The organism is Pseudomonas quercus (assembly GCF_012033695.1).
Classification (GTDB): Bacteria; Pseudomonadota; Gammaproteobacteria; order Pseudomonadales; family Pseudomonadaceae; genus Aquipseudomonas; species Aquipseudomonas quercus.
In genome coordinates this window covers 343,255-366,123 of sequence record NZ_JAAVJI010000004.1, presented here as the reverse complement: position 1 = coordinate 366,123, position 22,869 = coordinate 343,255, and the positions used below count along the sequence as shown (strand labels likewise).

Here is a 22,869-nt window from a genome sequence, read left to right as displayed (position 1 = left end):
GTCAACGGCTTCTCGGGCGCAGGTCGCGCGGTGCGGATGGGTCAGCAGCTTAGCGTTAAAGGGCGCCTTGAAGGGCTTCATCGAAATGTCTCATCCGTTGAGCAAACCATGCCGGTAATGAGGCTCGGAGTGCATCAAGTAGGGCAGCAGCTTATTGTCACCCGCGCCGGTGATAGGGGAAAGGCTGCTGCTGGAGCGCGTGCTTAGCCTGGACGAAATCGCCCTTCGCGTCGGCTACAGTTCATCGAGCAGCTTCAGTGCAGCCTTTATACGCCGTGAAGGGCAGGCACCGGGGCGTTACGCGCGGCAGAAGGCGCACGCTTAAGCTCCAGGTTTCGCCCACTCAGGGCGGGCGGGCCAAACCAGGCTGATGACCCTGGCGCGAGCCGCCACAATGGAACATACCGCCCGGCTGCATTCTTTCCGAGCCAACCGCGACGGTAGCTGTGCCTAGTAAGTGTGGAACCCAGGTATTTGATGTGCGCCTAAGACTATCAAACAATGGAGCGACCTCATGGCAGCAGTATTCAACGTAAAAAATTACGGTGCAGTGGGCGATGGCCGTACGGATGATACCCAGGCAATACAAGCTGCAATCGATGCCGCTGCGGCTGCAGGCGGCGGGACCGTGTATGTGCCTGGCAGCAACTACAGCGTAAGCGCCCAAGCTTCGGGCAGTGTGTTGGTGTTGAAAGATAATGTGCAGCTCAAGGGTAACTTTGCTGATAAACCAACCTTTACACTTGTGAAAGGTTCCACAAGCGACATTGATGGCATCGTTCATATCAGCGGTGATAACACCAGCATTACCAACCTCAATGTTGATGGTAACAGCGCAAAGGTCAGCGGGCTGGTAAGCGGCTTGTCCATCGGTGATGGAATTGGAGTGACCCTGTACAACGTTGCCGCTGTGAACGCGACAGGCGTTGGTATAGACCTGCGCTCGGAAGGCAGCCAGGTCACAGCAAGCAGCGTCTATGCGGAAGGGAACCTTCAGAGCGGCATCGTTGCCAGCGGGTTGGTAAACAGTTCCCTGAGCGACGTGATCACAAGGGAAAACAAAGGCGATGGTTTGCGGGTGACCGGGCCATTGACTGTTCAGGATGTGGAAACTAGCCAGAACAGTGGCAATGGCCTTGCACTAAAAGGTGATACCGAAGGCCGAACGGCCACTGTGACAGCGGGCAGCAGCCATTACAACCAGCTGGATGGTGTACATATTGAGGGCGCAAATGGTGCCGTCGTTGATCACTTATCACTAGTGAGTAACGCAGGCTCAGCGATCAGCGTGTACGCTTCCACTGGCACCGAACTGGCGGCCAATACCCTTCGAGATAACGCTACGGCTGGGGCGGCTGCCAATATCCTGTTGCAAGACAGCACAGGCAGCCATGTGCACGGCAATACCATTGGCGAAGGCTACGCCTACATAGACCTGAGCGGAACCTATGGGGTTGAGGAGCGAGGCGAGAGCAATGGCAACCGTGTCGATGACAACTTTATTGCGCAGACCACCGCTGGCGACGTGAAGCTTGTGGGCTCTACCAGTGTTGCCTTCAACAACGCCCAAACCCTGGTTACCTTTGGCTCTAAAGGGGATGATTCACTCGGTGACAGCCTGGCGCTGAATAACGCACTTGTGTACGGAGGCGCCGGTAACGATTCGCTGCTAGGCGGGGCTGGCGATGACACGTTGGTGGGTGGCGCAGGGGTCGACTATCTGGCAGGCGGTGTGGGCAGAGACACCTTCAGCTTCACCTCCCTGACCGATAGCTATCGCACGGCTACCACGCACTATGCAGATACCATTGCCGATTTCAATGCCAGCAAGGACAGCCTGGACGTCACCCGCCTGGGCTTCACCGGGTTGGGCAACGGTCACGATGGCACTTTGGCACTGACCTATGACGCCGCCAAGAATATTACGTATCTGAAAAACTACGACGCCGACAGTCAAGGCCAGCGCTTCGAGCTGAGATTAGTCGGGGATTACCGTACCAGCCTGAGCGATGCCAACTTCCTTCCACTGATCACGGGGACCTCGGGCAACGACACCTTGCAAGGTACTACCCACGGTCGCGATACGCTGGTCGGAGGTGATGGTCGAGATAAGCTTTCAGGGCTGGGCAGTGATGATCGCTTGGTGGGAGGCCAAGGGGCGGACCATTTGATTGGTGGCGCAGGCGCAGACACCTTCGTTTACACCAGGCTCAGCGACAGCCAGGTGAATGCCGCTGGCAAAGATCAAGGCCGCGATCTGATACTGGATTTCAGCGGCGCTCAGCATGACCAGGTGGACTTGACCGCCTTAGGCTTCACTGGGCTGGGTGACGGTTATGGGACCACCCTGAGCCTTAGCTATGACAGCGGTTCGGATATCACCCGGCTAAGTTCGCGTGAGCTCGACAGCGCCGGCAACCGCTTCCAGATCGCCTTCAGCGGTAATCACCTGCTGGACCTGGCGCCCAATACCCTGCTGTTCATGCCCGCGGATGATTCAGTGGTCACTACTGCCTACGACACGCAGCAATACCTTTTTAACGGGACGTCCGGGAATGACACGATCACAGGTTCAGGGGCCCAGGACAGGATAAATGGCTTGGCGGGCAATGACGTTGTAGAGGGTGGGGCAAACACTGATTTCATTACAGGCGGCAGTGGCGCGGACCGCCTGACCGGTGGAACCGGAACGGATTACTTTATCTTCCGAAATGTAGAAGACAGCTATCGTACCGCTAACACAAGCTATACCGACCTGATCACCGATTTTAGCCCAGCCGAGGATCAGATCGGCGTCAGCAGTCTGGGCTACACCAACCTGGGTGACGGCTACAACCACACCCTGAAAGTGGAATACAACGCGACGCTGGACCGCACCTACCTTCGGGACCTACAAGGCGATGACCAAGGCAGGTTCTTCCAGATTGCGTTTAGCGGGGACAAAACAGATGCGCTTGCCAACAGAAACATCATTTTCGTGGACCCTGAGGACGTCGCAACCCAAGCGCCCATAGCGCTCTTGGGAACGGCAGCGAACAGCGCCCACGACCTCGCGGTAGGGTGAGAGCTGCTGCTAACTGTTATTGCCTGCACCGTGAATACCCTGCTTAAACAAGCTGACCGACCGCTCTATTGGAGCGGTCGTTTTTTGAGCGGCAGGGCTTGGGCTAGGTGGTACGGATATTACTCGCTTTGCTGAGATGTACAGGTTCAGCCTTTCTGAGTTCCCTGCTCAACCATCAGCTTCGCCCGCCATTGCCGCCAGTTCAAAGGCAGGCCACCTGGGTTGTTCGCGGCGTAGTCGTGGAAGGCATGCAGGAACTCCAACCGGTCCTTGAGTAGCGGCCGCTTGGGGCCTGCACCCCGGTCCACATCCGTCATGTTGTAGCCGTAGCTCAACTTGGCCATACGGTCGATGATGGTCTGAGCAGAATAGTGCTGTGCGTTCTTGAGCATATCCATCATGGTCATGGCGGTAGTGGTACGGCCCCGCCCTCCCAGACAATGCACCACAATCGCTTCGTTCGCCTGCAGGCAATGGCGCATGACATCCACCAAGTGGTCCGTTGCTTCGGGGCTGGGCCGGTTGTGGTCGGTAACGGGCACGCGACGATAGGTGGCGCCGGCCGAATTCACTATTTGTTCTTCGGTCTGAATATGCAACCCCTTCAACTCTGTCCTTTGCGGGTCAGCCTTGGTCCCTTTTACGTAAGCAGCATCAACCAGTGTTACTGAGTCTTTTTGCACAAGCGTTTCAAAGAGGTCGCGCTCACGTACAGCTTGTTCCACCTTGCTCAACCTTGGATGAGCCCAATCCATAGGCCCACGGAAAGTGACAGGCAAATCATTGATCACGGCATGCGGCTCTTCGCGCAAGTCCAACACCGTAAGCGGCCCATTGCCAAGCGCCTCGCGAATAATGTTGACCTGCTGTACGGAGGAAATCCGCTCACACCCCGCCAATTTCAGGTCGCTCAGCCCACCTTTTTCCATCCCATGAGGCAGCGAACTCAGGTCAGTCGTTGTGCGGAAGTACGCCATTTTGCCGTTCTTGGGCGGGGGCATTTTATCGATGACCATTACGCACTGGTCGTCGGTTTCCCGGGGTGGCACTGCATAGTTCAAAAAGGCGCGGTTAGGCCCCAGGTGTACCCGCGCGCCTGCCACAGCGGGGTTTTGAGCTGAAGCGGAGGCAGGTTCAGAGCGAGCCAGGTCTACGAAGGTCTCACCATCAGGGCCCAGCAGTTGAGCGCTCAGCAGGCCATAGCTGGACTTACCCGTTGGTCGAGCCTGGAGGGTCAATGTACTGGTTGGCAACTGGTTGCCTTTGGTGACATTTACGCCGGCGGAGGGCTTGATTGACGCTTTGTAGACCACTCGCTCGGGGCTGGTGGAGTGAAGTTGGAAGGTTTCATGGCGCAACGTGTCCCGCACAGTGAAACCACCCTCTGGCCGTTTTTATCGGTTCGGGTTTCAGCATCCCTCAATCCAAGAATAGCGTCGTCACTGAGTTGGGACGGTGAGAGTTTGGCGGGGTGATCAGCTTGGGCCGGGGCGGTTGCCCCTTGTACAGGCATGGCGTCGTTTAGCGTCAGGACGGCGTGGGCAGGCGTACCTTTTAGAGAAATCATCATTGACCTTTTTTTCTTATGAGTACACGGGCCGCGTGTAGCGGCCAGGGTCCATTAAGTGGTCATCAGGGTTCATGGGTTCCAATGGTGGGAACCTGGGCAATAGCCTGGCCAGTGAGGGGAAGTTGATTTGCAGCTCAAACAGTTGGCGCAGTGCACAGCGAGCTATGGCCGAAAAAGCGACTCATGGAATGCTGTGGCACGGTCATCTCGGTGACCGGCCGAATCTTTGGCAGGCGCTTGACGGCTACCTGGCGAGACTCGGTCGCGGTACTTACAGGCGTGATCTGCGCGCTGCTGCCACTGTGGTCGGACTACCAACGGCCAACCTGGCCGTCCTGATTTGTATTGAGGACCTGCTGGGTTTGTGCGGCGAGGGCCAGGCGGTCGCTTTCATCCATTTTCGCGCCGATGGTTTTGCCGACTAATGCACCCGCCAGGCCACCGATCAACATCGCGGCGGTGCGCCCACCGCCTGAGCCCACACGGCTGCCGATGAGTACGCCAGCGGCGCCGCCGAGTACGGTGCCCATGTTTTCCTTGTTTGCCTAGTCATTACCTGACGTGGCGCAACCGGATGAAAAACCCATGCTCAATATGAGCAAGGCGGCCGCGGTTTTTTTTGCAAAACCCATCGCACAGTCCTCTGGCGTAAGAAAGAGATCTGCAGGAATGAGCCAGCACTGTGTACTAGTCGATCGGCCTTCATCCCTGAAGAAGTGCGCGAATTACACACACATTTGGAAAGAGTCACAACCGTTTTATGCCGGTAGGTACTTGAGAAAGAAGCACATGGGCTGTTCTTATCGCCTTGGGCGGGTGAACGCTTCATGCGCCCCGCCTAGCACTTCTGGCGCCTTGCGAAAAAGCAGCTAGGGTAAGCATACCGTTGGATAACAGCCCTCCACTTCTAAAGACTCTAATCATGACGCCCGACAAAAATCTGCAAAACGCTAGCATCCTCAACCGCTATAACCCCAGTAGCATTATTGTGGACGTAGCAGGTTTTGAGGATATCAATCAAAGCATCGCCGTGCAGGCTGACGGGAAAATTCTGGTCGCTGGGTTCAGCTACTACGAGGGTGCTTCCGAGACGGATTATAACTACTCAGTGGTACGCTTTAACCCCAACGGCCTGCTGGATACAGACTATGGCTTTGACGGGCGCCAGTTGATCAGCGCTGAGGTTCCCATTGCCAAAGGATACAGCCTAACCGTGCAAAACGACGGTTCGTTGCTGGTGCAGACCCCTGCCCACCATAACGGCACCGATAGTTTTGGGCTGACTCGGCTACTGGCAGACGGTACGGCTGATACGGCATTCAATGCAAACGCAAAGGCCAACATCCCGGCGGGCTTGGGCAGTGAAGGCACCCAAGTAACCGTGAACGCTGCTGGCAAGCTGTTGATTAGCCAAAGCGGCGATCAGGGGGCGGTACTCGTTCAGCTCAATGCCGATGGCACCCTGGATAAGACCTTCGGCAATCAAGGCGTGGCGAACCTGGCCGCAGGGCTGAGTTTTAGTGGCGAGGTCGATTCGGTAGCTCTGGGCAACGGTCAGTTTCTCCTGGCTGGCACCTTCGACAGCGGCAGTGGCAACCATTATGGAATTGCCCGAGTAAACGCCGACGGCACACTGGACAGCAGCTTTGGCGAAGCAGGCAAGGTGATGTTCAGCAATAACGTTTTGTCTGACGTTCACGGCGCCCTGGCCGTACAGGGGGATGGCAAGATCGTACTGGTCGGTAGCAACGACAGTCACGCTGATTTCCAAGTGGTGCGCCTTAGTGCCGACGGTCAATACGACAGCAGCTTCGGCGCCAATGGCGTAGCCAGTATCGATACGCAGGGTGCCTATGATTCTGCCCGCTCAGTTACCGTTCTAAACAATGGCAAGTTGTTGATCGCTGGCGTGAGCGACATGGGCAACGGCCACACTATCGACTTCAACAGTGATGTTGGCTTGGTTCGTGTTACCCCGGAAGGTCAGGCCGACACCAGTTTCAGTAGCGAGGAGGAGCTGTCCATCGATGGTTCGAACAACAACGACCTGCTTCAAGGCGGGGACCTTGACGAGATATTGAGTGGGTATGACGGAGATGATGTGTACCAGGGCAATGGCGGCCGCGATAGGCATTATGACGGCAACGGCGCGGATGTGTTCCGCTTCGTGTCGGTAGAAGACAGCTACCGTACCGCTACTACCGCCGCCAGCGATACGCTGATCTGGTTTCATGCCAATGAAGACCGCATCGACCTGATCGGGCTGGGCTTCAGTGGGATTGGAAATGGCCACAACGGTACATTGGCGATTGGTTTCAAGGATAACCAGACGTTCCTCAAAAGCTACGACTACAATGCCGCCGGTAACCGCTTTGAACTGATACTCAACGGCAACTACCTTGGTCAGCTCGACGAAAGCAACGTGTTGTTCAAACCCGTGAATATCCAGGGCAGCAGTGGACGCGACACCCTAGAGGGCTCTGCGGTCAAGGAAGTCCTTTCGGGCTTAGCGGGGGACGATCGCTTGAACGGGGGCGCCGATGACGATGTACTCATTGGCGGCGAAGGCCGTGACCTGCTTAGTGGGGGCAGCGGTCATGATGTGTTCCGCTTCGTCTCGGCCAGCGACAGCTACCGGGACGCCAGCACCAGCCATGCGGACCTCATCACCGACTTCAGTACCGCGGAAGATCGTCTGGATGTCTCCGCGCTCGGGTTCACGGGTTTGGGTGATGGTAAGGACGGCACACTTCTGGTCAGCTATAACGCGAGCCTGCAGCGCACCTTTATCAAGGATTTGACTGCGGATGCTCAAGGGCACCGGTTCGAGGTATCGCTGGTCGGCGACCTGAAAGACAGCTTGCACGCGTCCAACTTCCAGTTCAGCGATAGCGTAACGGAGCTGGTGGCCATTGGTGTGCCGGCGGAGCACGTTTAGGTATCAGCCAGGGTGACAGGCCAGCAGTACCTTTTTCAACGAAGTGCTTCGCTTCGAAGCCTATTGATGCAGCAAGGATTACGGTCATGTCACTCGTAAACACGTACCTTACCGGCTTGCGTAAACTATTGCCGGCCGAAGACCTCGATCAACTCAACCTGGCCCATGGCGCTTCGGTTTCAGACCTGCAACAACTTACTGAGCGTTACCCTCTGTGCCCGGCAAGCCTGCTGGAATTGCTTAGCGAAATAGATGGAACACATTACAGAGATTACCCCGGCGGCGAAATCACTGTATTGATACTCGGCTCGGATGTATTCCAATACCCCTACTACCTCAGCTCCGCACAGCAAATGCTTGAAGAAACCCGTTTGGAGACTGAAAGCATCGCGCAGATCTATGAGGGCTACCTGGATGAATACCCCGACCTGATTGACCCATGTATTGTTAGCACACTCCCCATGAGCAAGCGGCTATGTTTTTCCAACTGCATGAACAATGGAGGCACTTCAAGGCTTTACATAGACTTCGACCCGGCGCCTGGTGGAACGGTTGGTCAGGTTATCCGGTTCCTTCATGACCCTGACAGTTATAAAGTTATTGCGCAGAGCTTTGACGACTACCTTCAACACCTGATCGATGATGGCTATGCGTTCGTTTACGAAGAAGAAACGTGATCATTAATTTAATGTAAGTTCTTGAGACCCAAATGCCACGCAAATTAAGGCCGTGGCAATAGGCAAATTCATGCTGTAGACCATAACTAAGAGCATTTTGAGCCCAGTACGTTTGATGCGGTGATGACTGTGAAGTCACCACCACCTGCCTCACTAGATGATGCTTACGAGAAGGGTGTGAGACGATGATCTGCAACAATGTTGGTGGGTTGCCGCTATTACCTGCACAGTAGTTACCTCTTTGAACAATTTACCGCCCGCTTGGCAGTGGCGGTCGCGTATCGACTTGCTCAAGGCTTACATAGTAGTTAGTGAAAGTATCACCATTTTTCAAGTGAAGATTACTGCTGTAAATAGACACGGCGCCTTTGAGCCGGATGTGCAGGCCATTTGAGACATGCTGGATTTCCAGATCTTTTAGATCAGTATCCGTTACCAGGAAAGGCGGAGTTCTGCCCAGGATCATATTCATTGACTCATTATTCTTAACACCACTGTCATTGACATATAGGCGCAAGCTTATGGGCTCACCCCGATCTCTAGCATCTTGAACAACGTAGATGAACTGCCCTGGAATAAATCCTTGCTTCAAGACTATTTTAGATGGAAACTCCGGCTTATACAGGTACGCGTAAACAAGGGCACCTACAAAGCATAGCAAAAAGAGAATAGAAAGATACTTTTTGACATTGCCTATAATAGTTTTAAAATCAGTCTTTTTCATGCGCTTCAGCTGTAATCGAAGGTAAACAGTACCAGGCCTTCAATCGGCTCGTAGAACATGATGATAAGATCTGCACCTGCCGACCGGTAATGCCAGCCCGGAACGCTTGCCACATGGAAAAACCGATTACCTGCAGGGCTCAAAGGGTAGACATTTGAATCTCCGGTATCAGGATCAAGCTCCACTATGTGCATTGGAAACTCCACTGCTTCTACCCAATTGGCGCCACCATTGACCTCACCCCCTAGCTGAGTTACAAACTCTGTTGGATATGAAAGCTCATCATCTTGACTCGCAAGCACACCGCTGGCCTTAAACCTCTCGGCAGTACAAGCGAACACATGGTGTTGATCGGCATAGTGCCGCTGTAGGTCTGCTCTGGCCTCCGGGTGGGGATCAGGGAGCTGTGCATTATCTTGGTGTAGAAAAAAATAGCGTGGATCGCCGCACAAGCGGTAGCGCCCTTGCTCGACTTTAAAACCGATCCAGTTGTTCTTGAGCAATTCGCCGTGGTAGCCCTCCCATTCGGTCATTTCTCCCACGAAGCCATCATAGGGCTCTAATGGACTGAGCATATGCAGCACGCCCGACCATTCAGGGTTCACCGTGCTGATATCAAGGCTGAACAAGGGGTGCAGATGGTCGGCCAGCTCTAGCTGATCGGTAACAAACACATCTTCAACAGGCGGGAACGGCAGCATGCCAGCTGGAACTTTGGTGAAGTCAGGCGAGTGCTCATTGCTCATTAGGTAGTCTTCCTTGTGGCTAGCGCTGAGTGAGGGTGCTTAGGGTACGCATGAATGCCCTGATATGCACCCCCCTAAGGGCGCAACAGTGCCCTATCGAAAGGCACGTTCCGCTCATACACTAAGCGCACTAACACTTTTTTAATCCGCCATTAAAAAGAGCATTTATCAGCAAAGTTCTGCAATTTTTGCAGCGATCTGGGCTTTTTACTGCAACCACGACCTATGGGTGCATTCTCGCTAAGTAGCCCGTATCTGTGTATTGATACGCACTGGCCTAAAACTGTCGCAGATTGTTTCGACACAGGGCATTGATGACAAACCCGCCTGCTTTCGCTGCTCCCACTTCAATGTGCGGAGAAGGCTACTCTGGCATGCGGTGCGCAGCACAACACCTCACGTCCGCCCCGCATAATGATCAATCAACCTGTTCAGCAGAATCGCCAGCACAATGATCACGCCGGTGATTGCCATCTGGTAGAACGACCCCAGCCCCAGCAGGTTGAAAATATTGCGTAGCACCTGCAACAGCATCACCGCCACCGCCGTGCCCAGCACGCTGCCCCGGCCGCCGAACAGGCTGGTACCACCCAGCACCACGGCGGCGATGGCGTCCAGCTCAAGGCCCTGGGCGGCGGTGGGTTGGCCTACGTGCAAGCGTGAGGTCATCAGTACACCGCCGAACGCCGCCAGCACCCCGCAGATGGCAAACACCGCGATGGTCACCGCCCGTACAGGTACGCCGGACAGCCGTGCGGCCTCCAGGTTGCCGCCGGTGGCCAGCACATATTCCCCGAACACGGTGTAGCGCAGCACTAGCCACGCCACCAGGGCGATGGCCAGGAACACCAGCGCCAGCACCGGGAAGGCGATGCCTGCGCTGGGGATAATGTCCACCATGGCCGAGCCGATGCGGGTAAAGCCTTGGGGCAGCCCGCCGATGGGGGCGCCATCGGACGCCAGGAAGGTCAGGCCTCGCAGGGACACTAGGCCGGCCAGGGTCACGATAAAGCTGGGCACCTTGCCAAACACGGTGATGCTGCCCATCAGGGTGCCGATCAGCAGGCCTGCTAGCAGTGTGGCCGGCACGGCGAGCCAACCGCTCACCTGTTGCTGGAGCAACACCGACACCAGTATGCCGCCCAAAGCACACAGGCTGCCCACGGAGAGGTCGATGTTGGCGGTGAGGATCACGAAGGTCATGCCAATGGCCACGATCCCCACAATGGCCCCTTGCTGGAACAGGTTGGCGATGTTGCTGAACGTGAGAAAGTCCTTGGATAGAAAAGTCGCCACGGCCACGGCAAACAGGAAGATAAACACGAAGTTGTAGCGCATGACCCACTCCAGCACAGTGTTGCGCTGGAGCGCGGGCAGCATGGCAGGTGAGGACGGCAGGTGTTTGCTGGTGGTGGTCATGATTCAGGCCCTTGTTCCCATGAGAATGGCATGCTCGATCTGATCGCGGCTGGCTTCGGCGGGGTCGAAGCAGGCTACGTTGCGGCCTTCGTGCATCACCCAGATGCGGTCGCAGTTCACGTACAGCTCTTCCAGTTCGCTGCTGGCCACCAATACGGCGGCGCCCTCCTCGGCCACGGACCGGGCCAGCGCATACAGGTCGGCTTTGGCGCCTACATCCAGCCCTCGGCTGGGTTCGTCGAGCAACAGCAAGCGGGCGCCATCGATCACCCACTTGGCCATCACCACCTTCTGCTGGTTGCCCCCTGACAACTGCCGTACCGGTTGTTCCAGCTGGCCGAACCGCGTGTTCAGCCGCTTGAGCACCGGTTCGCTGCGCTGCCGGGCCTGTGTATGGGAAAACCAGGTGAGGTGGCGGGTGTGTACCAGGGTGGCGTTCTGGTAGATGGAAGCATCCAGCAACAGCCCTTGGGTCTTGCGGCTTTCCGGCACCAGGCCTACCCCCCGGCTGATGGCCTGCCGTGGGCTGTGAACGCTGTAAGGCTGGCCGAACAGGTGTACCTGCGCCTCCACCTTGCTGGCGCCAAACAGCCCCATCAACAGGCTGCTGCGACCGGCACCGTTCAGGCCGGCCAGGCCGACGATCTCGCCCTCGCGCACCTCCAGCCCTTGCACGTCCAGGCCTTGTGCCCCCTGCAACCGCGTGACCTGCAGGGCCAGCGCCGGGCGAGGTGGCGTACGTGCGGCCCGTTCCAGTAACTCACGGTGTTCTCCCACCACGGCCGCTACCAAGGCGGTGTCGTCCACCTGGCTCAGCGCCAAGGTATCCAACGTACGCCCGCCCCTGAGCACCGTGACCCGGTCACCGATCTCCCGAATTTCGTTCAGCCGGTGGCTCACATACAGCACGGCCACGCCGCTGGCGGTGACCTCACGAATCACCTGGAATACCTGTTTCAGCTCGGTCTCGTTCAAGGCTGCCGACGGCTCGTCCATTACCAGCACCCGCGCTTCGCAGGTCAGCGCCCGGGCAATGGCCGCCAATTGCTGGTTGGCGATGGACAGGGTTTCCACCCGGGCCGACGGGCTGAACGTGGCGCCCACCCGGGCCAGGGCCTGCTTGACCTTGGCCGTGCGGCGGGCACGGGACACCAGGCCGAACCGGTGCGGCGTATACCCCAGCATCAGGTTTTCCTCGACGGTCATCTGCCCCACCAAATCAAGCTCCTGGTAGATCATGGCAATGCCCGCCTCCCGCGCCTGTTGCGGGCGCTTGAACGAGCGCACGTGCCCGCCCACGCACAGCTCGCCGCCATCCGGGCGGTGGGCCCCGGCCACGATCTTGAGCAAGGTGCTCTTGCCCGCACCGTTGGCGCCCAGCAGGCAATGCACTTCACCGGGGGCCAGGCACAGGCTGGCATTGGTGAGCGCCACCACGTTCGGCGGGAAGCGCTTGGACAGGTGCCGCAGTTCCAGGGCCAGTTCAGTCATGAGGCTGCTCCAGCAGAAAGCGGGCGGTGGCGGCATCCGTGGCCAGCACATTTACATAACCGGCCCGCAGGCAGGCCAGCGCCACCCGGTGCTTGGCTTCGCCCACACAGACCGCCATGGACCACGCTTTGTCACGCAAGGCCTCGGGCCGCAGCCCCAGCGTGCGCGCATCCAGCTCCGGCATCACCACCTGGCCGTTGGCGTCTACGAAACGGCCCATGATGTCGCCCACGGCCCCGCGTTGGGCGAGCGCCTTGAGCATGGCTTCGTCCACGTACCCAGACTCCAGCAGCACCGAACGGTTGGACAACGCCCCTGGACTGAAACACGCTAGCGGCGCCTGCTCGCCCAGGCGCAGTACTCCGGCAATGATGGGGTCCTGCTCCAAGGCTTCGCGGGTATGGGCGTTGCCCAGAATGGCGGGCACCGGCAACAGGGTGGCACGGCCCCGGGCCGCCTGGGCGAAGCGTTCGGCCACGTTATGGCTGGGCTCGCCCACCGAATGGGTACTGATAGCACCGTTGAGCAGCACCACGTTAAGGGCCTCGTTCCAGCAGGGGGTGAGCCACTGGGCCATCTTGGTGAGGGTACGCCCCCAGGACACACCGATCAGTTCGGGCGCGGGCTGCAGGTTGCACAGGTAACGGGCCGCAGCTTGGGTCACGGTGTTCAAGGCGCTCGCGTCGTTGTCATCCGCGACCACCAAGGCTTCGCGCAAGCCATAGCGGCGTTGTAATTCCGCTTCCAGGCTCGGCAGGCGAGTGGTGCGGGCCACGATTTCAATGCGCACCACGCCGGTGTCACGGGCCTCCCGCAGCAGCCGGCTTACCTGCCAGCGGGTCAGGCCGGTTTCCCGGGCAATGTCGCTCTGGTTTTTCTCCAGGTCATAGAACAGCTTGGCCACCTGCACCATCAGGTCCTCGCGCTGGGTCTCGTTGGGCATGCGCGGGGCCGCAGTATCGGCCTCGGGGGCTTTGGTCCAATCGTTCATGCGGCGGGCCTCACAGTGCTCACGGCGGCCGGCAAGGACCGGCACGTAATAGGTGCCACGCTTTCCGTGGCCTGGCGGTAACGTGCCAGCAGCTCTACATAACAGTCATGGGCTGCGGGGTCTGGCTCGATCAAGGTGCCCTGGGTGGTGCAGGCCGTGGCCGCGTCTTGCAAAGTGCCGAACAGGCCGAGGGCACAGGCAGCCGCGGCGGCGGTGCCAATCAACGTCAGGTTGTCATGGCTCACCATCTCAAAGGGCACGCCGGTGGCGTCCACGGTGGCTTGCAGCCAAAGGGGGTTGTTCTGGAAGCCGCCCGCCGCTACCACGCGGGTGATGTCGATGCCTTGGCCGCGCCAGGTCTCGAACACATTGGCCGAGCCCAAGGCAATGGCTTCCACCGAGGCACGGTACAGGTCCTGACGGCCATGGTTCAGGGACAGGCCCAGGATCGCCCCGCGCATATCAGGGGCGCGATAGGGGGTACGGTTACCCATCCAGTAGTCCAGCACCAGCAGGCCGGTGGAGCCAGGCCGCAACGCCTGCGCCTCTCGGATCAACGCCTGGTGCCCCGCCGCGTCCAGGCCAAACATGCTATGAGCCAGCCAGTGCAGGATTGAACCGGCAGACACCTGCCCGCCCTCCATCAGCCACTGGCCGTCCAACAAGGCATTGGGGTAAGGCCCCCAGATGCCCGGCACGTCAATACGCTGGGGGGTGTGCATCAGCTGCACCACCGACGTCCCCCCAATAAAAAGCAGTTCGCCCGCGCCAGTCGTGCCCGCGCTGAGCATCGCCACATGGGCGTCGATGCCGCCCTGCGCTACTAGGGTATCGCGGCTCAGGCCCAGGTGGCGGGCGGCGTCGGCACACAGAGGGCCAATCGGGCCGCCTACCGGGATCACCTCCTGAGGCAGCTTGGCCCCCAATTCCGGCACGCCCAGTTGTTCGTACAGCTCCAAGGGAAAACGCTCACGCTGGGTGTCGTAGTTCCATTTGCAGCTGGCATTGAGCCGTGAGGCGACCCAGCGCCCCGTCAGGCGGAAATTGAGCCAGTCCACCGCTTCGCAGAGACGCTGTGCTGAGGCATACACCGCCGGTTCGTGGCGGGCCAGCCACATGGCCTTGGGCACCAGCCATTCCACGGCGTCGCCGCCATGGTTGATCATGGGATGGCGCACCTGCGCGGTGTACGCGGACTCCTCCCCTGCACGGCAGTCCATCCACAGCAGCGCTGGCCGCAGTGGCTCACCGCTGGCGTTGGCCGCCACCACCGTGGACGCCGTGGTGGCCACACACACGGCGCTCACCTTAGGGTGCCCGGCCTGGGCCATCAGCTGCCGGCAGGCCTGCCCCAGGGCGGCCCACCAGTCCTCGGGGGCCTGCTCCGCCCAACCCAGCTGCGGGTAGTGCGTAGCGTACGGCGCTTGCGCCACCTGTACCAGTTTGTGGCTGTGCAGGTCATACAGCCCGGCCCGTACACCGCCGGTGCCGAAGTCCAGGCCCAGTAATAGGCTCATCAATAACGCTCCCGCAGTGGCTGCTTGTTATTGTTCAAGGGCGGAAAATCACCTTCGCCGCCACCTCGCTGCGGTCTGCATACCGCTTGAACATGCCAGGCAGTTCGGCCAGGGGCAGGTCGTGGGTGACCATGAACTGCCATTTCAGCTCACCCGACGCCAGCTTGGCGATGGAAGCTGTCCATTCATCCCCTGGGAACGGCGCCGAGAACGAATTCCAGGCCCCATGCAGGGAGATTTCCTGGCGCAGGAACCAGGAAAAAGTGGCGGTGCTGATAGGCACATCAGCCACCGGAATACCAATAAACACCACATGCCCGCCCGCCTTGGCCAGCTGCACCGCCTGGTTGATGGAGCTGGGATGGCCCGCGGCCTCCACCACCAACTGGCAGCGCGGCAAGGCAGCGTCGGCCGTACCGCTAAGCAGGGTATGCGTGGCGCCGGCTTTCCGGGCCATGGCCAGTTTTTCTTCCGCAATATCAATGGCCACAATTTCATTGGCGCCCATCAGCCGCAGCCACTGGATCACGAAGAGCCCGATGGGCCCGCACCCCACTACCGCGCCGTTCTGGCCGGCCTTGAAATCACTTTTCCAGATGGCGTGCAGGGCGATGGCGGCCGGGTCCACCAGGGAGGCGGCCACCGGGTCCATGCCCTGAGGCACCTTGATCAGGTTGGTGAGGGGCACGTTCACGAACTCGGCATAGGCCCCATCCCGGCGGCTGCCAAAGTAGTCGTACTGCTCGGAGCGTGAGGGGAAGCCTCGCTGGTACTGGTCGCTGGACACGTCCGGAATCATGGGTGGCACGGTCACCAGTTCACCCACGGCATAGCCTTCAACGCCCTCCCCGACCTGCTCGATAAAACCGGCGAACTCATGGCCGCAAATCAACGGCATGCGGTGCGCACCTTTGCTCAGCATCCGCGGAATGTCCGAGCCGCACACCCCGCAGGCCGCCACGCGCACCAACGCATGGCCCGCTTTCACTTCTGGCTTGGCCACCTCTTCCACACGGATATCACCTGGCTTGTACATGACAGCAGCTTTCACATTGAAACCCTCTTGGTTGAACGGCGTGTCACCGGTGCACGGTCATTGGGCCGGGCGGTATTCGCCGAAGGTGGACGTGTGGTTGACCTGGCCAGCGTTGGCCTTGGTAAGCACCTCGGTGCCGGCGTCCACAAAGGGAGGAACAGCCTGGCCAGCGGCGAGCTTGCGGGCGGTGTCGATGGCGACCTGGCCCAGGTAGGTGGGGTCATTCAAGGCAGTGGCCACGTACTGGTCGCCATTGCCGATGGCCTCGATGGCTTCAGAGAGCCCATCCACCCCCGCCACGAGCACATCCTGGCGCCCCCGCTCCTTCAGCACCTGCAAAGCGCCCATGGCCATGTCATCGTTATGGGCCACCACCGCGTTGACATCCGGGTTGGCCTGGAGCAGGTCCTGCATGGCCGTTACCGCGTTGGCGCGCATGTATTCGCTATAGGGGCCTTCGATAAGGGTGAAGCCGCTGCCGTCGAACGCCTGGTGAAAGCCCTTGCGCCGCTGCTGCATCACCGTCCCCCCCGCATCGCCCTGAATCTCGATGACTTTGCCGCTGGTAACGCCCTTGGCCTTAAGGGCAGCCAGCAAGGCACTGCCAGACAGGTTCCCCATCTTCACGTTGTCTCGGCCAATGGTGGTCGCCACCTCGCCGTTGATGGCCCGGTCTACTGCGATCACCGGCACATGCCGGGCCTTGGCAGCCTCCAGTGATGCACCGACGGCGTCCGGGTTCACGGGGTTGATGATGAGCACGTCGACTTTCTGGGTGAGCAGGTCCTGAACGTCGTTGTTCTGCTTGCTGATGTCCCCATTGGCGTCGAGGAACACCAGGGTGTCGCCGCCCTGTGTGGCCGCTTGCCGCGCGCCATCGCGCAGTTGAACGTAAAAGGGAGACTGCAGGGTGACCTGGCTGAACCCGATTTTCAGGTCCTTGGCCTGGGCAGGCAGCGACCCGGCCAGGGCAGCAGATAACACAAGGGCCAAGGCCGTAGCGCGACGAATGTGAGCGGTACCGCGAGGGGGCAGCAGCATGGTGAAAGCCTCTTTTTTATTGTTGTAAGTCGGCAATGGTGCGGCTAAGGACCTGCACATGTGATGTATATTCACATTTGTGAAACGAGCCTAGTCGCGGGGCTGGGAGTGGTCAAGGCGAAGAGCGAGGGTTTTTGTGGTCTAGCTAAAACGGGGGGATAACCGAGCAGGCTAATCAGATCACTTCGGCGGGCGTCCGCTGTCCATACCGCAGAAGCGTGAAAGGGCTTTCAAGGTGTCAGCAAAGCTGTGCTGACACTCATCGCGCCTATCGTAAATAACCGTGTAGACGCCGTCTGCGGGCGAGAGAATCTCCAGGATGTCACTGTTGAAATTTTCTATTTCGACAAACCCGTCTGTTACGCCATCGAGGTTTCGCAGCGCGGCTACCAGAGTGGCGTAGCGCATGAGGGCGCCGCTTTCGGGTGCGCCTTCGCCTGTTTTCGGATTATCAAAGTAGACACTCAGTTTCGGGTGAGCGGCCCTCCCCCATTCGAAGGCAGGCACCGTGTGAACGATCATGTGTTTGAATTCGCCAACGGTTTCTGTGCCTGAAAACTCGCAACGAAAGATGGGAATGCACAGAAACAGGCTTTGCCGTTTTACAGCAGGGATGGCGCCCAAGAGTGGATGATAGGTGCTAGGCTATGTATGAAAAGTCCTGACACTCGGTGATGCTGCGTTGAAAACAGGTGGGGCCGCCCAGGCTCGGAATGCTCATTTACAACCAGTAAACTCCGCTTCCTCGCCTGCGCGGCCCGGCCTGTTTTCGCCTTGCCTGACCTTCGCGTCAGAACATTTCATACACAGCCTAGGCAGCGCCATAGCGTGCGTGAACCCGTAGTGGTTTTGGTCAAGCTCGTAGACAGTTGGCCTGCTTGGCTCTAAACATTTTGGCGCCTGATCCATCACGGCAATAGCAAAATCGCGATCTACTCGATTTTCGGCTGCGACTATAAGGTCTTGTGCAGAACCGCTTTTAAGTGAGTAGTGATAGGTTTTCTGGGGTAACGTATGCTGGAAAAAATAATAACCTCCCTCATGCGTTTCGATAGCGTGAAAGCACAGGGCGATGCCTTGTTTGCTGAGCATGGAATTCCCTTTGGCGTTTATTATAAAAAAACTGCTGAAGCGGATTATTGCTCAAACTCTGAGCCTAATCTGGAACTATTATTCTTCACTCTCCCGGTCCAATAAATAGGCGAAGAAATCTGAATAGCGATCCCATAAATCCGGTGCGTTGTGAAAGCGCATGGAATTCAGGTTCTCGACTTCAACAGCGTCGCACCATATCACAGCTGGGGTATTGAAAACGTCTAGTACAATAATGCTCACCGGCGGTTCAGCCAGCACGACAAGCCCCTTCCTAAGGCCAACGGCATTTCGTATTCTTAATGTTTCATCGACAACGTTCGTAGCAGCACCAGCCGCTGCAATTTCATGATGGCTTATGCCTCCAAGCGAACCGCCGCTGTAAAATTCCGCTATCGACTTGAAATCATGGGGGAGTTCCAAGCCGAGGGCAGATTCGATGGAGAGCAGAGTGTTTTGAGTACAGCCTTCGTTGCCGTACAAACTCAGGTATCGGCTTTTTAATTCTTCCATGTTGTTCATTCAAAGAAAAACCTCATAAAACCTTTAGTGCTTAAATCAGGCTCCATGGCTGACACCCTGCTTTGAACTCGATCAATAAAGCTTTTCTTGAACTCCATATCCTCCTCTCTTGTATCCATGCAAAACTCATCCTCCTCTATTTCAATTCCTGCCAACAAGGCTTGCAGAAAAACAGTCATGGACTGGGCAATATAAAAACTTCGCTGCTGAATGCTGCCATACACGAAGGGGTTCTCTTGAGCAGACTCAAATACCAATGCATCACCATTTCTATCTGCAAACACAACAAAGCGTTCCCGCCACAGTAGGCCTTCATCGTTTGAACCGGACCAGCCCGACTGCGCACCTTCCAATTCCTCCAAAGAAAACAGCTGAAGGGAAAAATCACCGCCAATCATGGTGTGGCGATCAATTTCCAGTTGCGAATAAAATTGTTCGATATCCCCGCTGAATTTTCCGAACGGTGAAAGTTCGAGGCCTTTTAAAGGGTTTGTGCGCAGGGCCAATCGACCAAGGCTTTGCTCACTTGTTGAAAAGCGTTGAACGAGGCTTTCTAACACAATACGGTTCATTTGCGTGTGCTTTGATGGTGGAATAATTAGCTTAACGCCCTGTTTAAAGCTAGCTCAATACGCTCGGGTTGCAATGGATAGAAAATCAGTGCCTTGACCAATTTTCATAAAAAGCAAATTCAACCCGAGTGAACGAAAAAAAATCCATCGCCAGATCCATCCTTTTTCAGCAACAGACAACCGACTGAGTCAGTCAAATAAAATATACCTTCATAGGGCTCAGGGAAATCCGAAGAATAAAACTGCAAAACAAATTGGTAATTTTCTTGCAATTCAGGGTGTAGATAAATTCCTTTTGGAACAATGGAGCTGACCATGGAAAATACGGGGTACTCCTCTTGGGTCACAGATCTATCCTGTAGCTTTAAAAACCTCATCGGAATAGACCTGGCCGGGCTTTCTATAGGCGTGGTAGCGTCCTGCCGCACCACGCACGTATAGCCATTTATAATTGCACTGAATTCAGACTCACTGCCACTATAGCTGACATTTTCAAGAAAATAGTCTGTTTCACTATACGTAGAAAATAAGTATAGAGTGCCTTCCTTTGGTATCAAATCACAGCCTGACAATTGTCTAAACGGCTCACACTGTATAGTGGCTATGAGCAGCAAGGGTTCACCGTCTGGATTAACGGGCCAAGCCCTTAACATTGCAGTGTCGCCGCCTATCATTAAGCCCAAATGGCAAGAATCATCAGATGGCAGAATTTCTTTAACCTGAATCATATTGATACCTCCTTGTGCAAGCCTTTTAGCGACCTAACTAACTATTTTTGAGGTTTTTTTCCACCTACTGTGGAGCTTACCCCTCGCATATTCCAGTGATTTTTACTTACCGAAAGTACATGAAGGAACCGCTGCTCGCATACGTACACTACAACGATCCAGGCTAACTGCAGAATGCATTTCGATATCGCCTCAAAGCCAAATCAACTATCAAATGTGATAAAAGCGTCATGCTCGTAGAAAAACTTAAACGCTTCAAAATAGTCGTTAACGTTCGGCGTAATCAATTGCCTATCTACATCATCTATCACGTCTTCAATCATTGCCGTTTCCAAAACCTCTACCCAACCTTCTCTTAAAGCTTGATCCGGCAAATGGTCTGTAGAGCCAGGCGGAAAATCTTTGCTATCCAACGAGAAAGCGCCTACCGTTTCCAAGGTCCACTCTGTATTGGGCAAATAAAGCCAGCCGTTTGGCATAGTGCCAACGTTGAGCAGTATTTCTTTGATTTTATAGCTCATTGAAATCTTCCCTAGCCTAGGCCTAACGTCTACCTGATACACAAATCGTAGCACAAGCAGGATAGGTTTTTACGTAACCTCCCCGACTACTGCTGTTAGCAAATTATTACCAAATCTCATAAAGCTGGACATCGGTATTTTAGCATACTTCGATCATGGGCAAACCGTTTGGGCCATAGAACCTTAAGCGTCATAGAAGTCGTCATTCTCAAGGTAATAGTTTATGGCAAAAATCACTTCATCCAAAGTCGATTTCTCTTTGATATCGATTTGGACACTTATCACACTCTGAAGTATTTCTACATCTAGAAAAAAATTTAGTCCATTTTCGGCCGCCAGTACTGGAAGACCATTTTCATCTAGATCTTCAAGCTCGTCATCGCCGCTCAATAAGAACAATTTTGTAGCCTTGGGAGCTCTCGACCAGGATTCTCTATTAATGTATAAGGTTCCAAACTTATCAAGGCTTTCGAATTCATTGAACACCTTATGAAAATCATCATAAACAATCATATTTCACCGTGGAAGACACAAGATAAATAGGTTTCGCATCAATCGTTTGACGCCGCCTTTCTCGACAACTGGTTTGGTCCATACTACTGAAGCTAGCCATAGCCTATGCGGCCACTCCTTCATTTAAAACCCTTGTTATACTGATAATATATGCTTCGAATCAGCTATAAAAACCATCAAAGCTCCTTTATGGCATCGTTAATAGCGCTTGAAAAAAACACTTCAAAACTCGGCGATACTATTATTTTGTCTTTATCGCGCTTGAATGAAAGCCCTGTCTCTATAACGGGTGATTCTCCGTTACTGTCTACCGATGAAGTGTCTATGGAATAAATCGGCCCGTAGCCGGAAGATTTTATTACGACCATCCCATCATCAGCATCGTTCTGGAACCTCGCTTTCACCGTGGCGAATGCGACACAGGGAACAGAGTTAGACGTTAGTCCATCTTTGGTAATACCGTAATAGGTATCACCCGCAAAAGCTAGGGCTCCGATTTTTTGTAGAAACGCTCTGTAGGAAGGCGGAAATTTCACATTCAGCTTTTTTTTCAAAGGCTTGTATCAGCATCTCTTCCGCCCCACCAGCAAGGGCTGGCTCCTCTCCACTCTTCTCGATCTCAATGTTTATCAGATCTAGATAACTCATAAACCATCCTCAAGAAACCGTTACCTGCCCGATACGTGGGTGACACCAGCGGCGACATCGTGTAGTTCGAGTATATATGGAGCATTAACAATCCATCAAGTTGACCATATGCTCCAGCAGCTCAGAAAAAGAAGAGAACTCATCATAAACTTTATCGAATACTTGCCGATCCCTTACCTGGAAAACGCCGGAGCGCTTCTCGAAGACATAGATATCCATATCGCTGTCCCCAAGAATCAGGTAGTCTTTCATCCACTCCAAATCCCTCCAATTTAGATTGACTTCCACAAATCCCAGGTTTTGGCCGGAACCGTCCAATAGTGGAGTACGGTAGGTTGAATATAAAAACACACCGTTTTCTGCAAGCCCATTGTGAATTTTCAGAAAATCCAAATAATCGGAGGGTGGTAAGCTTCCCAGTTCTTTCTGGCACTCTTCAGAAAAGCGCAATATCTCACTGAGGCCTGCACCTTCAGGATGGGGTAGGAAATTTTGCAAAATATTCAATACAGAATCAAACTGTGCCATTATAAAACCCCATCTGGAGGCGCACTATCAACATCATTTATCGGACGCTTAAACACCTCAAAATCAGCGTGAGCAATACGGCATACATCGAGAACGTGCCTAGCGCTTATTGAGATGACCAAGCGGTGATTTTTGGCTAGGCCAAAGTCATGAACCCCGGGTTCTCCGGTGACTTTCAGCCATAGAAAAGCCGGAAGCACATCCTGGTTATTAAGTTCGTCAAACAGGTCGGATCTGGAGACCTGAACCTTATCCAGTTTGAAGCCGGACAGGTCGGCGCTAATGAGCTTGTCACCTAGGCTTTTTGAGACAATAAAACAAGGAAAGGCTTCAAGAAGCTCATCACCGAGCCAGCCTTGAAATTCGTATTCCAGCTTATGTACAACGGGTAGGTGCTGGGAAGTGTCCATGACGGTATTCTCGCCAAGCACACCCGCAACTTCAGGATCAATATAGTAAAACATACGTCCTCCAAGGCTATGATTAGTCGCGTAAGCCTGCAAACATTAAGGCACCCTGATAATCTATTAG

The 22,869-nt window shown here is 55.7% G+C and carries 24 protein-coding genes; 4 read left to right on the top strand and 20 right to left on the bottom strand.

Features of this window, described 5'->3' with window-relative positions; all coding sequences use genetic code 11:
- Positions 1-169 precede the first annotated feature (169 nt).
- Together HBH25_RS10435 and HBH25_RS10430 are read left to right on the top strand one after the other, a co-directional pair.
- Entirely contained in the window at positions 170-325 is a 156-nt protein-coding gene (locus tag HBH25_RS10435) for a helix-turn-helix domain-containing protein (protein WP_324616883.1), read from the top strand.
- Positions 326-514: 189 nt separating this feature from the next.
- Entirely contained in the window at positions 515-3,064 is a 2,550-nt protein-coding gene (locus tag HBH25_RS10430; protein ID WP_168083835.1) for a M10 family metallopeptidase C-terminal domain-containing protein, read from the top strand.
- A 146-nt stretch (positions 3,065-3,210) separates the two neighbouring features.
- Here HBH25_RS10430 and HBH25_RS23580 read toward each other — a convergent pair whose 3' ends face one another.
- The gene (locus tag HBH25_RS23580) at positions 3,211-4,434 is read right to left on the bottom strand and encodes a phosphatase domain-containing putative toxin (RefSeq protein WP_324616880.1); all 1,224 of its coding nucleotides are present in this window, start codon (positions 4,432-4,434) and stop codon (positions 3,211-3,213) included.
- Positions 4,435-4,945: 511 nt separating this feature from the next.
- A complete protein-coding gene (locus HBH25_RS10420) occupies positions 4,946-5,164 on the bottom strand; it encodes a glycine zipper 2TM domain-containing protein (protein ID WP_168083834.1) in 219 nt (72 codons plus the stop codon).
- A gap of 392 nt (positions 5,165-5,556) precedes the next feature.
- Between HBH25_RS10420 and HBH25_RS10415 the strand changes: the two genes are divergently transcribed.
- Together HBH25_RS10415 and HBH25_RS10410 are read left to right on the top strand one after the other, a co-directional pair.
- Positions 5,557-7,572 (top strand): M10 family metallopeptidase C-terminal domain-containing protein, encoded by a 2,016-nt coding sequence (locus tag HBH25_RS10415; RefSeq protein WP_168083833.1) that lies wholly within the window; start codon positions 5,557-5,559, stop codon positions 7,570-7,572.
- A gap of 86 nt (positions 7,573-7,658) precedes the next feature.
- A complete protein-coding gene (locus HBH25_RS10410) occupies positions 7,659-8,249 on the top strand; it encodes an SMI1/KNR4 family protein (protein WP_168083832.1) in 591 nt (196 codons plus the stop codon).
- A gap of 250 nt (positions 8,250-8,499) precedes the next feature.
- Here the strand turns inward: HBH25_RS10410 and HBH25_RS10405 are convergent, their stop codons facing one another.
- From HBH25_RS10405 to HBH25_RS10320, 18 genes are all read right to left on the bottom strand, one after another.
- Positions 8,500-8,973 (bottom strand): hypothetical protein, encoded by a 474-nt coding sequence (locus HBH25_RS10405; protein WP_168083831.1) that lies wholly within the window; start codon positions 8,971-8,973, stop codon positions 8,500-8,502.
- A gap of 5 nt (positions 8,974-8,978) precedes the next feature.
- Complete coding sequence (locus HBH25_RS10400; protein WP_168083830.1) at positions 8,979-9,719, bottom strand: hypothetical protein; 741 nt, start codon at positions 9,717-9,719, stop codon at positions 8,979-8,981.
- Between the two features lie 396 nt (positions 9,720-10,115).
- Positions 10,116-11,138, bottom strand: a complete 1,023-nt coding sequence (locus tag HBH25_RS10395; RefSeq protein ID WP_229631874.1) for an ABC transporter permease — start codon at positions 11,136-11,138, stop codon at positions 10,116-10,118.
- A gap of 3 nt (positions 11,139-11,141) precedes the next feature.
- The gene (locus tag HBH25_RS10390; RefSeq protein ID WP_168083829.1) at positions 11,142-12,629 is read right to left on the bottom strand and encodes a sugar ABC transporter ATP-binding protein; all 1,488 of its coding nucleotides are present in this window, start codon (positions 12,627-12,629) and stop codon (positions 11,142-11,144) included.
- On the bottom strand, positions 12,622-13,620 hold the full coding sequence (locus HBH25_RS10385; RefSeq protein ID WP_178088919.1) for a sugar-binding transcriptional regulator: 999 nt from the start codon (positions 13,618-13,620) through the stop codon (positions 12,622-12,624). Before HBH25_RS10385 ends, HBH25_RS10390 begins: the two co-directional genes overlap by 8 nt.
- A complete protein-coding gene (locus HBH25_RS10380) occupies positions 13,617-15,137 on the bottom strand; it encodes an FGGY-family carbohydrate kinase (RefSeq protein ID WP_168083828.1) in 1,521 nt (506 codons plus the stop codon). Before HBH25_RS10380 ends, HBH25_RS10385 begins: the two co-directional genes overlap by 4 nt.
- Positions 15,138-15,171: 34 nt before the next feature.
- On the bottom strand, positions 15,172-16,188 hold the full coding sequence (locus HBH25_RS10375; RefSeq protein ID WP_324616879.1) for a galactitol-1-phosphate 5-dehydrogenase: 1,017 nt from the start codon (positions 16,186-16,188) through the stop codon (positions 15,172-15,174).
- 42 nt (positions 16,189-16,230) lie between these two features.
- Positions 16,231-17,214, bottom strand: coding sequence for a substrate-binding domain-containing protein (locus HBH25_RS10370; protein ID WP_168083827.1), 984 nt, complete (start codon positions 17,212-17,214; stop codon positions 16,231-16,233).
- A 180-nt stretch (positions 17,215-17,394) separates the two neighbouring features.
- Positions 17,395-17,736, bottom strand: a complete 342-nt coding sequence (locus HBH25_RS10365; RefSeq protein WP_168083826.1) for a hypothetical protein — start codon at positions 17,734-17,736, stop codon at positions 17,395-17,397.
- Between the two features lie 195 nt (positions 17,737-17,931).
- A complete protein-coding gene (locus HBH25_RS10360) occupies positions 17,932-18,306 on the bottom strand; it encodes a hypothetical protein (RefSeq protein WP_168083825.1) in 375 nt (124 codons plus the stop codon).
- A 78-nt stretch (positions 18,307-18,384) separates the two neighbouring features.
- On the bottom strand, positions 18,385-18,828 hold the full coding sequence (locus HBH25_RS10355) for an SMI1/KNR4 family protein (protein ID WP_168083824.1): 444 nt from the start codon (positions 18,826-18,828) through the stop codon (positions 18,385-18,387).
- Entirely contained in the window at positions 18,825-19,400 is a 576-nt protein-coding gene (locus HBH25_RS10350) for a hypothetical protein (protein ID WP_168083823.1), read from the bottom strand. Before HBH25_RS10350 ends, HBH25_RS10355 begins: the two co-directional genes overlap by 4 nt.
- A gap of 119 nt (positions 19,401-19,519) precedes the next feature.
- A complete protein-coding gene (locus HBH25_RS10345; protein WP_168083822.1) occupies positions 19,520-20,128 on the bottom strand; it encodes a DUF1963 domain-containing protein in 609 nt (202 codons plus the stop codon).
- 203 nt (positions 20,129-20,331) lie between these two features.
- Positions 20,332-20,649, bottom strand: coding sequence for a DUF7716 domain-containing protein (locus tag HBH25_RS10340; protein WP_168083821.1), 318 nt, complete (start codon positions 20,647-20,649; stop codon positions 20,332-20,334).
- Between the two features lie 183 nt (positions 20,650-20,832).
- Positions 20,833-21,162, bottom strand: a complete 330-nt coding sequence (locus tag HBH25_RS10335) for a DUF7716 domain-containing protein (protein WP_168083820.1) — start codon at positions 21,160-21,162, stop codon at positions 20,833-20,835.
- Positions 21,163-21,338: 176 nt separating this feature from the next.
- Positions 21,339-21,698 carry an SMI1/KNR4 family protein gene (locus HBH25_RS10330; RefSeq protein WP_324616878.1) on the bottom strand — a complete coding sequence of 120 codons (360 nt, stop codon included), beginning with the start codon at positions 21,696-21,698 and terminating at the stop codon, positions 21,339-21,341.
- Between the two features lie 196 nt (positions 21,699-21,894).
- On the bottom strand, positions 21,895-22,338 hold the full coding sequence (locus HBH25_RS10325) for a YrhA family protein (protein ID WP_168083819.1): 444 nt from the start codon (positions 22,336-22,338) through the stop codon (positions 21,895-21,897).
- Positions 22,338-22,802 (bottom strand): hypothetical protein, encoded by a 465-nt coding sequence (locus tag HBH25_RS10320; RefSeq protein ID WP_168083818.1) that lies wholly within the window; start codon positions 22,800-22,802, stop codon positions 22,338-22,340. The genes HBH25_RS10325 and HBH25_RS10320 overlap by 1 nt, the downstream gene beginning before the upstream one ends.
- Between the last annotated feature and the right edge of the window lie 67 nt (positions 22,803-22,869).

What these genes read in the sequence shown, in the direction of transcription:
- HBH25_RS10430 (WP_168083835.1), top strand. Translation starts at nt 515, where the DNA reads ATGGCAGCAGTATTCAACGTAAAAAATTACGGTGCAGTGGGCGATGGC.
- HBH25_RS10420 (WP_168083834.1), bottom strand. Translation starts at nt 5,164, where the DNA reads ATGGGCACCGTACTCGGCGGCGCCGCTGGCGTACTCATCGGCAGCCGT.
- HBH25_RS10415 (WP_168083833.1), top strand. Translation starts at nt 5,557, where the DNA reads ATGACGCCCGACAAAAATCTGCAAAACGCTAGCATCCTCAACCGCTAT.
- HBH25_RS10410 (WP_168083832.1), top strand. Translation starts at nt 7,659, where the DNA reads ATGTCACTCGTAAACACGTACCTTACCGGCTTGCGTAAACTATTGCCG.
- HBH25_RS10405 (WP_168083831.1), bottom strand. Translation starts at nt 8,973, where the DNA reads ATGAAAAAGACTGATTTTAAAACTATTATAGGCAATGTCAAAAAGTAT.
- HBH25_RS10400 (WP_168083830.1), bottom strand. Translation starts at nt 9,719, where the DNA reads ATGAGCAATGAGCACTCGCCTGACTTCACCAAAGTTCCAGCTGGCATG.
- HBH25_RS10395 (WP_229631874.1), bottom strand. Translation starts at nt 11,138, where the DNA reads ATGACCACCACCAGCAAACACCTGCCGTCCTCACCTGCCATGCTGCCC.
- HBH25_RS10390 (WP_168083829.1), bottom strand. Translation starts at nt 12,629, where the DNA reads ATGACTGAACTGGCCCTGGAACTGCGGCACCTGTCCAAGCGCTTCCCG.
- HBH25_RS10385 (WP_178088919.1), bottom strand. Translation starts at nt 13,620, where the DNA reads ATGAACGATTGGACCAAAGCCCCCGAGGCCGATACTGCGGCCCCGCGC.
- HBH25_RS10380 (WP_168083828.1), bottom strand. Translation starts at nt 15,137, where the DNA reads ATGAGCCTATTACTGGGCCTGGACTTCGGCACCGGCGGTGTACGGGCC.
- HBH25_RS10370 (WP_168083827.1), bottom strand. Translation starts at nt 17,214, where the DNA reads ATGCTGCTGCCCCCTCGCGGTACCGCTCACATTCGTCGCGCTACGGCC.
- HBH25_RS10365 (WP_168083826.1), bottom strand. Translation starts at nt 17,736, where the DNA reads ATGATCGTTCACACGGTGCCTGCCTTCGAATGGGGGAGGGCCGCTCAC.
- HBH25_RS10360 (WP_168083825.1), bottom strand. Translation starts at nt 18,306, where the DNA reads ATGCTCAGCAAACAAGGCATCGCCCTGTGCTTTCACGCTATCGAAACG.
- HBH25_RS10355 (WP_168083824.1), bottom strand. Translation starts at nt 18,828, where the DNA reads ATGAACAACATGGAAGAATTAAAAAGCCGATACCTGAGTTTGTACGGC.
- HBH25_RS10350 (WP_168083823.1), bottom strand. Translation starts at nt 19,400, where the DNA reads ATGAACCGTATTGTGTTAGAAAGCCTCGTTCAACGCTTTTCAACAAGT.
- HBH25_RS10345 (WP_168083822.1), bottom strand. Translation starts at nt 20,128, where the DNA reads ATGATTCAGGTTAAAGAAATTCTGCCATCTGATGATTCTTGCCATTTG.
- HBH25_RS10340 (WP_168083821.1), bottom strand. Translation starts at nt 20,649, where the DNA reads ATGAGCTATAAAATCAAAGAAATACTGCTCAACGTTGGCACTATGCCA.
- HBH25_RS10335 (WP_168083820.1), bottom strand. Translation starts at nt 21,162, where the DNA reads ATGATTGTTTATGATGATTTTCATAAGGTGTTCAATGAATTCGAAAGC.
- HBH25_RS10325 (WP_168083819.1), bottom strand. Translation starts at nt 22,338, where the DNA reads ATGGCACAGTTTGATTCTGTATTGAATATTTTGCAAAATTTCCTACCC.
- HBH25_RS10320 (WP_168083818.1), bottom strand. Translation starts at nt 22,802, where the DNA reads ATGTTTTACTATATTGATCCTGAAGTTGCGGGTGTGCTTGGCGAGAAT.